Below are 14,394 nucleotides of genomic sequence, written 5' to 3' on the forward strand. Positions count from 1 at the left end.
CCGGCGGTCACCGGAATGCGATCGGCTCGGCGGCGGCAAACCGGCCAGGCATGCGGTTCGTCTCGCACGACGGCCATTAGGGGTTCCCGGCCGGATTCCTAAGCGAGCGCGAACCGCGACGTTCCTGCCAAGATGAACGGTAGTGCGTGCGACAGCCACCGTTCGATCTCACAGCGACCGCGCCTTGCCTAGAACGGATAGCGGACGGGCTGACCGCCGATCGTCATCCACTGCCATTCGGTGAACTCGTCGAGATTCGTAGTGCTGCCAAAGCGCGAGCCGTTGCCCGACGCGCCCGACCCGCCAAACGGGATACCGGCCATGTCGTGGATCGTTTGGTCGTTGATATGGACCAGGCCCGAGCGAATCTGCTGGGCGACCCGCAAGCCGCGCTCCAGGGATCCGGTTTGAACCGCCCCCGACAACCCATATTCGGTGTCGTTGGCGACCCGAATTGCCTCCTCCTCGTCGGCAACGACGATCACCGGTGCGACCGGGCCGAATATCTCCAACTCATAGGCGGGCATGCCGCTTGTCACCTTCGCCAGGACGGTCGGCTGGTAGAATAGTCCGTCATAGGTACCGCCCGCGGCCAGCTCCGCACCGGCAGCAACGGAATCACCGACGATCTTGTGCACGCGCTCGATCTGCCTGGAGTTGATAATCGGACCAATCGCAACCTCCGCGCGATAGGGGTCGCCGACCGGCAAGGCCTTCGCCTTGCGCGCGAGCAATTCGATATAGTCGTCGGCGATCTTGCGATGCACGATGTGGCGACCGCTCGCCATGCAGATCTGCCCCTGATGCAGGAATGAACCCCAGGCACCCGCCGAGGCGGCGGCATCGAGATCCGCGTCGTCGAGCACGATGAACGGGCTCTTGCCGCCAAGCTCGAGCGCCACCTTCTTCAGGTTGCGCCCGGCAAGTTCGCCGACCCGTCGCCCGACCGCGGTCGACCCGGTGAAGGTGATCATCCGTACTCCGGGCGCCTCCACGAGTGCCTCGCCGACGTCGGCGCCGCCGTTCACGACAGAGAAAACGCCCTTGGGCACGCCCGCCAGCTCGAACACACGCGCCAGCACGGCGCCGCCCGAAATTGGCGTCTGCGGATCGGGCTTGAGGATGACGGCATTCCCCAGCGCGATCGCCGGGGCGACCGAGCGCATGGCGAGCAGCATCGGGAAGTTCCACGGCGCGATCACGCCGACCACCCCTATCGGCACGCGTCGCGCGAGGCTGAGGCGCGCCGGATTGGGGCTCGGCAGCAGCTCGCCTTCCGGTTGGATCAGAAGCGCCGCCGAATGATAGCATTCGTCGATCGTTCCCTGGATCTCCACCTCGCCCTTGCCACGGACGCCGCCCGTCTCGCGAACGATCAGGTCGACGATCTCTTGCCGATCGTCCTCCAGCAGCTGCGCGGCCTTGCGCATCACGGCGGCGCGCTGGTCCGCCGTCCACGAGGCCCATTCGCGCTGTCCCTGGCGTGCGCGGTCGACCGTATAGGCCATATCGGCCGGCTCGGAAGCGCCGACCTCGCCGAGCGTGGCGCCGGTCGCCGGCTCGCGCACGATCAGCGTATGCTTGGCTTCCCGCCAGTCGCCATCGAAGATTTGGCCCCGCCAGACAGCATCGCCGAGCAGGACGGAATGAAAGACAGCCTCGTCGACGTCCGCTTCAGTGTTGGCGCTCGGCATTACCGTCTCTCCTACCTTGATGGCCCACGCCGTGGGCTTCGCTGTTCCGATTTACCCGGCGATTGCCCGGCTAAACCAGCGGGAGGATTAGGTCGCTTGGCACGCGCCAGGCCGCTCAACTGCGGCGGGTGCCGACCCGGTCGAGGTCGTAGACCATCGCCATCGGCCCGATGTCCGGTAAAGGCGGGCCGGCGCCGGCCGCATCGATCGCGGCGAATAGCGGGGCGAAATAGCCGCGGATCCGTGCGCCATCGAGATCCGCCGACAGGCTGTACATCGGCCGTTCGGCCACCGCGTGCTCAAGCCGCGCACCGAGCTCAATCGGGTCCTCGCCAACGGCATGGAAGACGATGCTTGTTCGCACCGGAGAGGAGCCCAACTCGGCCCGAAGTGCCTCCGCCATACCGAGCAACGCGCGCAGCAGAACCGATCGCGCCGACGGCGGGCCGTCAGATAGCAGCGCCGACGACGGGAGCAGAAAAACGATCGAGCCGCGGTCGCCGCTCGCACGCAACTTCCGGGCTGCGCCAGTCGCGAAAGCAAATGCCCGCCGCAGCGGCGCGAGCACCTCACTTGTCCAGTCGGCTCCGTCGATCGCGACGGGATCGCCCGTGCCGACGGCCAGCAAATAAGTGTTGGATGGGACCGGCATCGCCTCGATCTGCGCGCGCACCGCGGCAATGCCGGCGTCCGCTTCGGCCGCGAAATAGTCGGGTTGCGGTCCCAGGAACGGCGCGTCCGCGCCCAAAGCGAGCACAAGCGGACCGCCCATCACGCGCCCACCGATGCGAGAAGCGCGTTGTATCTGGCGGCCAGTGTCGGCCGGACCGCGCTATCGGTGAACACATAGGGCGCGTCGGCCGCAATCGCCGCGCGGACCATTTCGCCCACTTCCAACGGGGACCGGCCGTGCGACAGGATTCCCCGGGCAAAGGCTTCGGCCTCCTCCAACATGCGCTCGTCCGGGACAGATTTTGCCGCAAAAGCCTCGGGCCGCATCCGAACATGGTCGAAAATGTTGGTGTTGACCGCCGCCGGGCAAAGAACCGAGGCGCTGACGCTCGTGCCGGCCAGCGCGCGGCGTAGCTCTTCCATGAGCGCCACCACGCCAAATTTAGCCGACGAGTAGATGCCGCCATCGTTGGCGACGATCAGCCCGCCCATCGACGAGGTCGCGATCACATGCCCCGGTTCGCCGTGCGCGAGCATATGCGGCAACAGCGCGTCCACACCATTGGTCACGCCGGCGAGATTGACAATGGTCGACCACATCCAATCCGCCTCATCGCTGTCGATCATCGATCCGAGCAGGCCGACGCCCGCATTGAGACACAAGATATGGAGCCGGCCGTAGCGTTCCTCGACAGTCTCACGCGCCCGTTGCCAATCGTCGCGATTGCCGACGTCGAGAGAAAGGAACAGCGCGCGATCCCCCGCCTCGGCGAGCGCTGCGCGGGCGGTCTCGAGATGATCGGCCCGGACGTCCGCGACAATGACGTGCAGCCCAGCGTCGAGCAGCACCCGCGCGATGCCGAGACCAATGCCACTGGCGCCTCCCGTCACGAGTGCGGTCTTGCCGGGATGAACGGGATGACTCACGATCGATCTTTCCAGTCGTAGGACGCTGCTGTCGCGTCATTCTGCCGTGCCAGGCTGACGGAAACGAGTGGTGGTGATCCGCTGGCCACGCTGAAAGCGACGTCAGGCTTCGGCCTGGGTCCGCGCGCGCTCCGCCAATCGTGCGGAGGCTTCCATGAGCATCGTGCCGACACGCTCCGCCTCCGTGTCGTCATAGGCCGTACTCGCGCCGGCAATGTTGAGGCTCGCAACGACCGCACCGCTGTCCTGCCGGACGGGCACCGAAACATGGATGACCCCAAGATCGGGATCGTCGCGGCCGATTGCAAAGCCGAGATCCCGGATCGCACGCATGCGCCGCTTTATGAGAAGCCAGTCAGCCTCTTCATTGCCGCTTTTTTGAAACATCGCGCGGACCGCGCGCACTTCCATGAACGCGAGCATGGACAGCGCCGGGGCGCCGCTGAACAGCGGTGCGAGCCGACCACGATCGAAGGTTCCAGCAGCGAACGGCTCGGCGTCAAGCCGATGCTCGTGAACGGTCATCACATGGTTGCGGTGGATTCGGCTGATGAAGATCAAGCCCGGTCCGCGAACGTGGCGCGCCAAGTCGAGGATCGTCGGTTCGGCAGCGCGCAGCAGCGGATCCGACAGCCGCAACTGACGATCATAGCGGACGATCCCCGGGCCAAGCAGGTAGCGGCCGGGCCGGATGCTGAAGATCAGGCCCACTGCCGTGAGGCTGCGGAAATAGCGGTATACGGTGCTGCCCGACTGCCCAAGCGCAGCTGCGGCCTCGTCGACGGTCCATTCGGGCCGTTCGGGAGTAAACAGGTCCATGACCGACAGCGTCTTGTCGGAACTCGTTTCGTGCCGACCGTCGCGAGCGGGTGCGTTGCTCACGCGAACCAACCATCCGCATCTGTGACTGAAAGCATCACGTCCGCCTCACCAGCCGATCGGCGTGCCCAAGGGCAGGAATTCGCGAATTTCATCAACAATCCGCAACTCCTCGTCCACCACCTTGAACACGCCGAGCATATACATCGCGCCGGCATCGGGTCGAGGGTGGTCGGGAATCGGATGGAAATCCACCGCGACGAAACTCGCGGCTATACCCAGCTCGATATCGAGTACTGGATAGCGCCGCTCGCGCGCCTTGGGCCGAGCAGCACGGGTATCGTTCAGCGCTGACGCACAGCTATGGACCTTGCCGTCCGGTGACAGGAGGGTGCGCAACGTATTGGTCGTCTTCGCGCCATTGTCATATTTGTCGCAGCGATAGTTGAACCGCGGGATAAATCCGTCGCTCTGCTCAAGCCCCTCCCAATAGCGGTCGGCTGCGTCGCGCAGCCCCGCCCGATCGGTGCGGCGATGCGGTGGCACCACCGCCCCGTAGATGATGTCGGGCTTCAGCAGTTGCTCGACGTCCGCGAAATGACCTTTCGCGTCGGTGCTGATGATGGCCTCGGCTTCGGTGAGTGCGCCGTCGCTGTAGCGCAACCGCTGAGCGAAGGGCCGCGGCTGTCCGCCAACAAAGGCGACACCCATGCACACGACCTGGCCGGTTTCGGAATCGGCGAACGACTGGATGCCGCCGAAGCGCACGCCCAACCCCCAAAGTCCCTCACCCGGCAGTATCGTCGCGGCATTCTCCGTGTAGCGGAAGCCGGGCGCGCAGGAGAGCGCCGTCGGGTCGCTTGCCGCCACCGCCGCCAGATAGTCATCCATCCGGCCAATCAACGTCTCTCGGTCCATCAGGCGATCCCCACTGGCGACAGACCGAAATGCGTTCGGCCATAATTGATTGCGGCGCTGTCGGATTGGTGCGCCAGATGCCCGCGCAACACGCCGATGTTGCGCCAGTATCGGCCGATCATCGCGTCGCGCTTGGAGGCCGACGAACCGGCAGTGCGAAAGATGATGTCGACCGCCTCGTGCGCCAGGTGAATAGCCTGGAGGATCACCAATCCCATCCGCCGCGCATCGTCCTCATCGCACGCGTCGCCGGTCGCCGCGGTACGCTGCGCCGCCGCCATATAATCGCTCGCCGCCTGCAAGACTGCCGCCTTGGCGGTATCGATGAGCGCGCGGCAGCGGCCATAGTTCAGCTGGTATTCGGCCAATTCCACCCGCGGCGCGCCGGTTGGCCCTGTCGCCTTGCGGACGCGGAAACTCTCCTCATAAAGGTCGAGCGCGCCTTCCGCCGCGCCAACCACGACCGCGGCGGATTCGGTCAGGATGAACGGCCTGGCCGGGCCGTGGAACAACGGCGCGTCGGCATAGGCCTCGGCCGGAAGCGACAGCCCGATCGGCGGATAGGGTTTGGCGCGGCACGCCGGCACGAACACGTCCTCCATGACCACCTGGTCGGAACCCGTCCCCTGCATCCCGATCACCTCCCAGTTGCGTACGATCTGATAGTCGTTGCGGTCGAATAGCCCCATGCGCATGGCCGGCGCGCCTGGAGCCGGATCGTCGACGAGGAAGGCGAGCAGGATATGCGTCGCATGCGCGCAGCCCGAAGCATAGTCCCAGGCACCACTCACCCGATAGCCGCCGGGTACCGACCGCCCTCGCCCTTGCGGCGCCGCGACCTCGGGCGCGCGAAACTCACCCTTGGCGCCATAAGCCTGTTGCTGCGCCTCCAGCGGGAAGGTCGCGAGCTGGTGGACGTGACCCAATACCAAGGAGAGCACCCACCCTGTCTCCGGGCAGCCACGCGCGATCGCAGTGACGAGGCGAACATAGGTCGGAAGGTCGAAGCCGTATCCGCCGAACATGCGCGGCTGGATCACACGGTAGAATCCCGCATCGATCAATGCGCGGTTCGTTTCCGCCGAGATGTTACCGGCCGCCTCCGCGGCTGCCTGCCGTTCGCGCAACGCGTCCCGCATCGCATCTGCCCGGGCGAGCATTTCCTCTGGCGTGAGGTCGGGTTCGGGTGGAGCAATCGGCGTCAGCCCGTCAAATGGCTTTTCCGCCGTTGCGGCCGCGGTCGTCATCAACTTCCCCCTCTCATCACGCCCGTGCGGTCAAGGCAGCGAGCGCGCGCTCGGCCTCCGCCGTTTGTTGCCGCCGCGCCTGTTCGAGCATCAGCCGGCCCGGATCGATCGATTGCGGCGGCGGGCAGGCGGCCAGGATTGTCTCGAAATGCGCGGCGAGTTCGTCGCGGAATTCGGCGTGCGAGAGGATATAGCCGCGGTTGGCGATGATCCCCTCCACCACCGCTTCACCGACCTCACGCGCAGGCATCCCTGCGTCCGCCGGCATCTCCACCGGGCCGCCTTCGGGCGCCGAGAGGGGCACGTCGGTGTGGAATTGCGGCTGACGGTTCTCTGCTGACTGCAACATACGACTCTGCGTGAGCCCGGGAAACAGCACCGACACCCCGATGCCGCGCGGCGCAAGCGTCAGGCGCAGCGAATCGCTCATGCCGCGCACCGCATATTTGGATGCCGCGTAGATGTAGTTATTGGCTGTCGGCAGCAGCCCCGCCATCGAGGAAGTGGTGACGATATGCCCATCGCCTCGCTCGAGCATCATCGGCAGGAACGACATCACGCCGTTGACCGCGCCGCCCAGATTGACCGAAAGCACCCAATCCCAATCTTCGTAACGCATCACGTCCACTGACGGATTGGCGCCGACGCCCGCATTATTGACGAGGATATCGCAGCGGCCGAAGCGATCGAGGGTTCGCTGCGCCGCTGCTGCCATCGCCGCACGATCGATGACGTCGACGACCAAAGTCTCGACCTCGCGGGTCGAACTGAGCTGGTCGCGCGCCGCCCGCAAATGATCCTCGCGCAGATCGGCGAGCATCACCTTCACCCCGCGGTCGAGCAGCGCCTGGGCGATGCCCAGGCCGATGCCGCTCGCCCCGCCGGTGACGAACGCCACCCTGCCGGACAGATCGCGCATAGTCGTCGTCCCTCCAATCGTGCCGGAGTTCGTGGCTCAGGCGGCTGCCAGCGTCCGCGCGGTGGGCTCGAAACTACTCTCCGACGGCCAGCTCTTGAGCTCGGGCAAGCATTTTTCGGCGAACAAGCGCATGTTACGCTCCGCTTCGGCGCGCGGCATGCCGCCAAAGTGAAAGTGCGGGAAGAAGCCCTGAAGGCTCACCTCGTTGTTCACGCGCTCGAGGATATGCAGGATCTCGGTGGGATTTCCGGCGGGCATCACCGCGCCCATCTTGTCCGCCATCTCGTCGATCTTGTCCGGCGCGATGCGCATGTTCTTGTAAAATTCATTACCCTTGGCGTTGCCGAAATCCTCTTCGGCCATGCCGTAATTGCGTACCGCGCCGTGAAAATTGACGCGGTGATATTGCGCCGACAGCGTCTTCGCGCGCTCGCTGCTCTCATCGACGAAGATGGTCCCGGACAGGAGCGGCGCCGGCGCCTTGCGCGTCGGCTGCTTCTCTGCCCAGACCTGGTGGTACGTGTCGAAATCGACGCCCAAATTCGCGCGCGGTTCGGGATTGATGATGAGCACGCCCATGCCGAGCTCGGCGACGGTGCGCACCGATTCAGGCGAGCCGGCGGAGCCGAAGATGCGCCCCTCGAAGCTCTTATACGTGCGGGGACGCAGTTCGCGACGTGGCTGCTGGGTGATCTCACCGCCTTCGATCACGCCGGTTTCCAGTGCGGCGATAATGAGTTCGGCGTGCTCGCGGAACAGCTGACGCGTCTGATTGATGTCGACCCGAAGGCCTTCATATTCCATCTTGCCGAGGCCGCGGCCAAAGCCGAGCAGCAGCCGCCCTTCGGTCACGTTATCGAGCCAGAGCGCCTGCTCGGCGACGCGCACGGGATCGTTCCAAGGAAGGACAATCACCTGGGTCCCGAGCTTCACCCGCTTGGTCTTCCCGGCGAGATAAGCCAGCGACTGCAACGGCGACGGCGAAATCGAATAATCGGAGAAATGGTGCTCCGTCACCCAGATCGAGTCGAACCCGAAATCCTCCGCCTCGACCGCCATCCGCAGATCTTCCTGGAGGAACACCCTGTCGTTGAGGCTGGGGCCACTCTGATGCTGGAAACCTGTCGCATAACCCACATGCATCGTCCGTCTCCTATCTGGATGCGAGGTGTTTCACTCGCCAATCATAAACGTCATATATTACCTATATATGATAATCAATGTTCTTTCTGTGCGAAAGCGGGCCGGCCCACCGAACGCGAGGAAATCTTCATGGTCTCGGTCCGCGCGTGCTGCGCTCGGACGGCGGCACGCACGTCATTGGCGCGCAGCGCGCCGAGCAGCGGACAGCTGAGCCGGAGGTATTCGCGATTCAGGTCGCGCAGGCGATGGGGGTCTCGCGGCATCCGCGCGGTCGGGTAGGCGCGCAAGCTCTGCACCACGAGGTGCAGCAACGGGTTTGCGCATGTTCTTACGATCGCTTCCTCGACCTCGAACACGCAGCCAAGGGCGATATCCGAATCATCGTCGTCGAGTGCCTGAGCGAGCTGGTCGAGCGCCTCTTCGATCGCCGCGCAATCGGGCTCCTCCGCCCGCGCTGCCGCTAGGGCCACGATCTCCGCATTTAGCCGCTCGAAAACCAGCATCACCGCGTCGGGCAGGATGTCGGTGCTCGCGAACAGGCACGAAACGAGACGCGCCACCGCGCCGGCACGCGGCGATTTGCTGATCAGTCCGCGTCCACGACCGCAATTGGCTTCGGCCGCGCCCGCGCTTTCGAGGATCCGGACCGCTTGGCGGAACGAGTCACGATCGACGCCCAAGCGGAAGCAAAGGTCTTCTTCCGAACCCAAGCGGTGACCGTGCCGCCATTCTTCGACCGAGCATTCGCGGAGCAACAGCGCGGCGATTTGACCGGCACGGGAGCGCCGCAGCGCTTCGGGGGCAAGGAGGATCGAGGAAGCGTGCTCCTTCCCTGCCCCGTCGTCCAAATGCTCGCCGACGACAGCCAGAACATCTTCAAAGAAGTCGATCGCCCGGCTCGCTTGCCGCTCGACCTCGGGCGCCGCCGCCCCGCCGGTACGATCGGCCCGCGCACGCGCCAGCGCATCCGCCGTGTCGCGAAGCTGAACCTTGGTAATATCGTGGAAGGCAGCGAAACCGACGACGAACCCCGCGGTGCGCGCGGGATCGACAGGCGTTACGCGTAGCCCCCCATTCGGACCCGGCACCATCCGCGCGGTGCCGCGGACTTCCAGGATCCGCATCGCTTCGCGGATCACGGCCCGGCCGACACCGAAGCTTTCCGCCAGCGCCTGCTCGGAACCGCAGGCTAGGCCTTGCGGCCAGTCGCGCGCGATCAAATTCTCCTCGATGAGCCGAGCGACGCGGCAAGCGCCTTTCTCTCCCGCGGGCTGCCATTCGCCGATCACGTCCGCCAACAGGCTAGCCGCCTCTGGCGCGGCCGGCGGTGCGATCACTGTGGTCGCCTGGCGTTTTGCCAATGCAGACATCTTCCTCTCCGATCGACCGAAAGATGCTACAATAATCGTTTAATGACAATACGCGTCGTTTATCGTGATGCTGCGGCACCGCATCAACTTCATTTTGCCAGGCTCATGCTTGCGCCAGGCACTCACCGAGAAAGGCGTGGATGCGGTCGACCGCCAGCCGTGCCGAGGGATGCGGCGTCTCGATAAAGGCGTGGTCCGCGCCCGGATAGAGCGCCAGTTCGGCGCGATTGCCCGCCGCGAGCCAGCGGCAATACATGAACATCGAGTCATCGAGCATGGCGTCGAGCGTGCCGACCGTGAACAGCGCCGGCGGCAAGTCGCACAGGTCGGCGTAGAGCGGCGACACGTCCGGATCGCGGCGCCGATCCCCATCGGGGGCGTAGGCGTCGGCGATCCGAGCGATGTCGCGGCCTTTCAGTACGCCGGTTTCGGCGAGGCGCTGACTTGGCGTCATCGCGCTATCATACACGCCGAAGCTCAGCGCCGCCCCGACAAACCGCCCCGATAAGCCACGTGCCCGCAGCCGCACCAACGTAGCGACCGCCAGCAGCGCGCCGGCGGATTCGCCCATGACGAGGAGCAGGTCCGCGCCGAACCGCTCTGCAGCATGCTCGACCAGCCACAGCGCAGCCCTCTCGCAATCGTCCCAGGCTGCAGGATAGGGATGCTCGGGCGCGAGACGATATTCGACGCTGACACAGGTCACGCCCAGGCTGGTCGCGGCGTGCGTCAGTGCAGGATCTTGGTTGGCGGCCCCTCCCAGCAGGAAGCCGCCGCCATGGATATGGAGCAGCACCGCGCGCGGCGCCGGATGCGGCACGACGTGCAGCGACACCGTCTCCCCGATCGCTATGTCATAGGCGTTCGGCGCCGGCGGGGCCCCCGGCATGAAGCCGCCGCTCCTCGCCGCCGCGATACCCAAATCCCACAGGCCGGGAAGGTGGCCGAAGCGCTCGGCTTGTGCCGCGAGGAACGCGCGCACCTCAGCCGGAACCGCGTCCGGTGCAAACAAATCCATATCCATGCTGCTCGACCTAGAAGAGATTTTTCGTTGATACGGATCGTGCACTCGGGGCGATCCGCCTTGCGTTCAGAAGCGCACCGTCATCACACCGCCGAACGTGCGTGGGTCGGATTGCGTGCCGGTCGCCTGAAGGGGGACCATCGATTGCAGATTGAGATATGTCTTGTACCGCTCGTTGGTCACGTTGCGGACATAGCCGGTCACCGAGATACGGTCGTTTGGTGCCGCCCAGGTCAGGCTCAGATTGCCGAGAAAGAAGGCATGCTGGCGAACATAGGGTAGCGCGCCCTGGGCCGCGAGCGCCGGCGAGGTCGAGCTTGCGTCATAAGCGGACCGCCAGATGCCTTCGGCGCGGAAATCGAGGGTCGAGCCGCCAAAGCGGAAAACATGGTCGTAGGACGCCGTCGCGCTCGCCGGCGCAAATCCCCACAGCTTGCGCTCAGCCACGGCATTGGCGAAGCCGGCCGGCAAATCGTGGAAGCGCGAGCCGATATAGCTGAAGTTCAGCCCCAGCCGGTCGTCCGGCGTCGCCTGGAAAAGCGCCTCGGCCTCGACGCCCGTCATCCGCAAGGGAACGTTGAACAAGACCGCCGAACCCGGATTGGCCGGGTCGAGCAGGATGCTCGCCTGGTAGCCGGCATAGTCATAGTGGAAGACACCGAGATTGATTTGCAGCCGGCGATCGAAAAAGCGGTTCTTGCTGCCCAGCTCGAACGCGGTCAGTTGCTCGGAATTATACGGATAGACGACGGGTTGGTTACCGGCACCGGTGCCGATCTGTACGTCGCCGGGAAGGAAGCCCGTCGACACCGATGCGTAAAGCAGGCTGGTCGGCGACAGGTCATATTCGAGGCGCGCCTTGTAGGTCACATTCTCGAACTTGCGGCGCCCGGCGTCGCCGCTCACGGCGATGCTGGTGAGCGCCTCGGGCAACCCGGCCGAAGGTGAATCGGGCGGCGCGATGGTGCAGCCGGTGATGAAGCCGAGCGGCGTGTTGCAAAACACGTTGAGGTTCGACGTATACGTCTCCTGCGTGCGTACGATGGTCTTGTCGTAGCGCAGGCCGCCCGTCAGGCGCAGGCCCTTCGCCAGCGGTATCGTGGCTTCGGCGAACACGCCGATGTCACGGGTACGGCGTGCGGTATCGGCTTCGAACAGCAGGCCTTTCGATTCCTGCCAGATATTGCGGTTACTGTTACGTATGTCGTTGGAATAATAGAATAGACCGGTCTGCCACTGGATGCGGGCGCCCGAGTCCGAGCGCAAGCGCAATTCGTGGGTGATGAAAATGTCGTGCGGCGTTCGCACCAACGAATTCAACGCGCCGCCGCCGGGTCCGACCACAACGACCTTGGCGTCCTGATCCCAGGTTCGGTAGGACGGCAGATAGGTCAGCCGCACGCCGCCGAGGTTCCAATTGAGTTCGCCCCAGACCTGGCGATATTTGGTATCGGCGGAGCCAACCGCGAACGGCTGATACTCGATATGGTCGGGTTGCGTCAGGACACCGGCGATGCCGCCATTATAGAGTCGCTTGTCCTGAAAGGCGGCGCCTATCAGCAGCGACACATCTTCATTGGGTTGGAAGAGCAGCTTCGCCCTGCCCTCGGTCACGCGGCTCCGCCCGAATCCCGTTTCCACGTCGACACCATCGCGCTGGTAACGATTGCCCGAGATACGCAGCGCCAACTTGTCGCTGACGATCGGCACGTTCAGCGCGCCGGAAACGTGCAACAAATCGTAGCTGCCGTATTCGGCGGTCGCGTCACCGCCGAACCTGGTCAGATCGGGGTTGCGGGTGTGAATGGCGACCAGCCCGGCGGTGGCGCTGCGGCCATATAGGGTCCCTTGCGGCCCGCGCAGCACCTCCACCCGGTCGATATCGAAGTTGCCGCCGATGCCGCTATAAACGTCATCGACGTACAGCGCCGTCGCGGGAATGCCGGAGAGCGTGACGCCCGCGGGCCCGCCGTTGGACGCGACGCCACGAATGGTGATGCCGGATGCCGGGCTGTCGCTTCCGGTCGGCTCGTTGGTGGCGCCTTCGGACTCGCCGCCGGACACGTTGGGCACGGTTTCGAGAATGTTGCGCAGCGTGAACTTGCCGCGAGCGAGGAGATCGTCGCCGTTTTGCACCGTGATCGAGGCGGCAGTCTTCTGTGCGTCATTCGGACGGCGCTCGGCCGTGACGATAATATCCTCGAGCCCCGTTTTCTGGTCGCTCGCGGGCGCCGGCTGACTGGTCGTCTCGCTTCGGGGGGCGTTGGTGGCGTCCTGAGCGACGGCAGGGGCCGCAAATAAGGCAAGCGCGATGACCGCCACTGACGCGCCGCACGCGCACCACGCCCGATTGCTCCGATTGACTGCCTGTATTGTCACCATCACTCCCCTCCTTGTCCTCGCAGTGCGCGTGATGCTGCGGAGAGGACCTCGCTCGAGGTCGCATCGCCATGGCACCTCGCCTGCGTTGTTCGCCGTGATCGAGCAGAAGCGGTATCGAAACCAGTGGCGATGATTCCGGAGCCCGTTGTCTGGCCGTGACGACGGCTCTTTACTCCGCCACGTCGAACGGCTGCCGCCGGACAATATTGAGGCCATAGGCTTCGAGACCGACAAGTTGCGGGTGATGCGAACTCGTCAGGAGCGCGATGTCGTGGACGCCGAGGTCGGCGAGAATCTGCGCGCCCACCCCATAAGATCGCCGATCGAGGTCGGGATCATCGTGCGGAGCCGTATGCAGGCTGGTGCCGCTGGCGCTGCGCGGTACGATGAGGACGATCAGACCCGATCCGGCGCGGGCGATCTGCTCCATCGCCTGGGGGATCGCGCGTACCCTTTTGCCCGCTTCGCCGAGCAGGTCGGACAAGAGCGACGCCGAGTGCATCCTCACGAGCGTCTCCCTGCCAGGATCGACATTGCCCTTTTGCAGCACGAAATTATCGGTCCCATCGTACCGATTACGATAGGTCAGGAGCCGCCACTCGCCGCCATAGGTCGACTGGAACGGCGTGCTGGAAACGCAGTCGACTACGCGATCGAAGCGGCGGCGATAAGCGATCAGGTCACGGATCGTGCCGATCTTGAGGCCGTGCTCGCCGGCAAAGGCAACGAGCTGCGCGAGCCGTGCCATCGTGCCGTCATCGTTCATGACCTCGCAGATCACGCCTGACGGATTGAGACCGGCCAGGCGCGATACATCGACCGCCGCTTCGGTGTGCCCGGCGCGCACCAGTACGCCGCCGTCGCGCGCCGCCAGCGGGAACACGTGACCAGGCGAAACGATTTCCTCGCGACCCTTGCCGGAATCGATCGCGACCGCAATCGTGCGCGCCCGATCGCCGGCGGAGATGCCGGTCGTGATGCCGTCGCGCGCCTCGATCGAAACGGTGAACGCCGTCTCATGCCGCGTACCGTTGTTGCGGCTCATCGGTTCGAGTCCGAGCTGGTCGACGCGCGCCTTCGTCAACGCCAGGCAGATCAGACCGCGCCCATGGCGCGCCATGAAGTTGATCTTCTCCGGTGTCGCCATTTGCGCCGGAATGACGAGATCGCCCTCGTTCTCGCGATCTTCGTCATCGACCAGGATGAACATGCGGCCGTTCTTGGCTTCCTCGATGATCTCCTCGGGCATGGCGATCTGCGCCGACCGGTCGCGCATCGA

At 64.9% G+C, this 14,394-nt stretch carries 12 protein-coding genes and 1 pseudogene; all 13 read right to left on the reverse strand.

Annotated elements, in window-relative coordinates:
- Nucleotides 1-188 precede the first annotated feature (188 nt).
- Nucleotides 189-1,694 carry an aldehyde dehydrogenase family protein gene (locus SMA01S_RS04300; RefSeq protein WP_066817769.1) on the reverse strand — a complete coding sequence of 502 codons (1,506 nt, stop codon included), beginning with the start codon at nucleotides 1,692-1,694 and terminating at the stop codon, nucleotides 189-191.
- Between the two features lie 115 nt (nucleotides 1,695-1,809).
- Nucleotides 1,810-2,442 carry a hypothetical protein gene (locus SMA01S_RS04305; protein WP_218016826.1) on the reverse strand — a complete coding sequence of 211 codons (633 nt, stop codon included), beginning with the start codon at nucleotides 2,440-2,442 and terminating at the stop codon, nucleotides 1,810-1,812.
- A 23-nt stretch (nucleotides 2,443-2,465) separates the two neighbouring features.
- Nucleotides 2,466-3,293 (reverse strand): SDR family oxidoreductase, encoded by an 828-nt coding sequence (locus tag SMA01S_RS04310; RefSeq protein WP_218016827.1) that lies wholly within the window; start codon nucleotides 3,291-3,293, stop codon nucleotides 2,466-2,468.
- Nucleotides 3,294-3,395: 102 nt separating this feature from the next.
- The gene (locus SMA01S_RS04315) at nucleotides 3,396-4,004 is read right to left on the reverse strand and encodes an IclR family transcriptional regulator domain-containing protein (protein ID WP_245649147.1); all 609 of its coding nucleotides are present in this window, start codon (nucleotides 4,002-4,004) and stop codon (nucleotides 3,396-3,398) included.
- Nucleotides 4,005-4,175, reverse strand: a pseudogene (locus SMA01S_RS25355) (helix-turn-helix domain-containing protein); the annotation flags it as partial.
- Nucleotides 4,176-4,220: 45 nt separating this feature from the next.
- On the reverse strand, nucleotides 4,221-5,030 hold the full coding sequence (locus tag SMA01S_RS04320; protein ID WP_066817775.1) for a DUF8021 domain-containing protein: 810 nt from the start codon (nucleotides 5,028-5,030) through the stop codon (nucleotides 4,221-4,223).
- Nucleotides 5,030-6,277 (reverse strand): acyl-CoA dehydrogenase family protein, encoded by a 1,248-nt coding sequence (locus tag SMA01S_RS04325; protein WP_066817777.1) that lies wholly within the window; start codon nucleotides 6,275-6,277, stop codon nucleotides 5,030-5,032. The genes SMA01S_RS04320 and SMA01S_RS04325 overlap by 1 nt, the downstream gene beginning before the upstream one ends.
- A gap of 16 nt (nucleotides 6,278-6,293) precedes the next feature.
- Nucleotides 6,294-7,196, reverse strand: coding sequence for an SDR family oxidoreductase (locus SMA01S_RS04330; protein WP_066817780.1), 903 nt, complete (start codon nucleotides 7,194-7,196; stop codon nucleotides 6,294-6,296).
- 36 nt (nucleotides 7,197-7,232) lie between these two features.
- Entirely contained in the window at nucleotides 7,233-8,339 is a 1,107-nt protein-coding gene (locus SMA01S_RS04335; RefSeq protein ID WP_066817783.1) for an LLM class flavin-dependent oxidoreductase, read from the reverse strand.
- 74 nt (nucleotides 8,340-8,413) lie between these two features.
- Nucleotides 8,414-9,709, reverse strand: a complete 1,296-nt coding sequence (locus SMA01S_RS04340; protein WP_066817786.1) for a GntR family transcriptional regulator — start codon at nucleotides 9,707-9,709, stop codon at nucleotides 8,414-8,416.
- 103 nt (nucleotides 9,710-9,812) lie between these two features.
- Nucleotides 9,813-10,727 carry an alpha/beta hydrolase fold domain-containing protein gene (locus tag SMA01S_RS04345; protein ID WP_218016829.1) on the reverse strand — a complete coding sequence of 305 codons (915 nt, stop codon included), beginning with the start codon at nucleotides 10,725-10,727 and terminating at the stop codon, nucleotides 9,813-9,815.
- A 72-nt stretch (nucleotides 10,728-10,799) separates the two neighbouring features.
- Entirely contained in the window at nucleotides 10,800-13,115 is a 2,316-nt protein-coding gene (locus tag SMA01S_RS04350) for a TonB-dependent receptor (RefSeq protein WP_084250053.1), read from the reverse strand.
- Between the two features lie 169 nt (nucleotides 13,116-13,284).
- Nucleotides 13,285-14,391: a 3,4-dihydroxy-2-butanone-4-phosphate synthase gene (ribB, locus tag SMA01S_RS04355; RefSeq protein WP_066818678.1), complete on the reverse strand. Its 1,107-nt coding sequence runs from the start codon at nucleotides 14,389-14,391 to the stop codon at nucleotides 13,285-13,287.
- Nucleotides 14,392-14,394: the final 3 nt, after the last annotated feature.

Origin of the sequence: Sphingomonas mali NBRC 15500 (genome assembly GCF_001598415.1) — a bacterium.
GTDB classification, from domain to species: Bacteria; Pseudomonadota; Alphaproteobacteria; order Sphingomonadales; family Sphingomonadaceae; genus Sphingomonas; species Sphingomonas mali.

Coding starts and splice junctions, on each gene's coding strand:
- SMA01S_RS04300 (WP_066817769.1), bottom strand. CDS start 1,694: ATGCCGAGCGCCAACACTGAAGCGGACGTCGACGAGGCTGTCTTTCAT.
- SMA01S_RS04320 (WP_066817775.1), bottom strand. CDS start 5,030: ATGGACCGAGAGACGTTGATTGGCCGGATGGATGACTATCTGGCGGCG.
- SMA01S_RS04325 (WP_066817777.1), bottom strand. CDS start 6,277: ATGACGACCGCGGCCGCAACGGCGGAAAAGCCATTTGACGGGCTGACG.
- SMA01S_RS04330 (WP_066817780.1), bottom strand. CDS start 7,196: ATGCGCGATCTGTCCGGCAGGGTGGCGTTCGTCACCGGCGGGGCGAGC.
- SMA01S_RS04335 (WP_066817783.1), bottom strand. CDS start 8,339: ATGCATGTGGGTTATGCGACAGGTTTCCAGCATCAGAGTGGCCCCAGC.
- SMA01S_RS04340 (WP_066817786.1), bottom strand. CDS start 9,709: ATGTCTGCATTGGCAAAACGCCAGGCGACCACAGTGATCGCACCGCCG.
- SMA01S_RS04345 (WP_218016829.1), bottom strand. CDS start 10,727: ATGGATTTGTTTGCACCGGACGCGGTTCCGGCTGAGGTGCGCGCGTTC.
- SMA01S_RS04350 (WP_084250053.1), bottom strand. CDS start 13,115: ATGGTGACAATACAGGCAGTCAATCGGAGCAATCGGGCGTGGTGCGCG.
- ribB (WP_066818678.1), bottom strand. CDS start 14,391: ATGCGCGACCGGTCGGCGCAGATCGCCATGCCCGAGGAGATCATCGAG.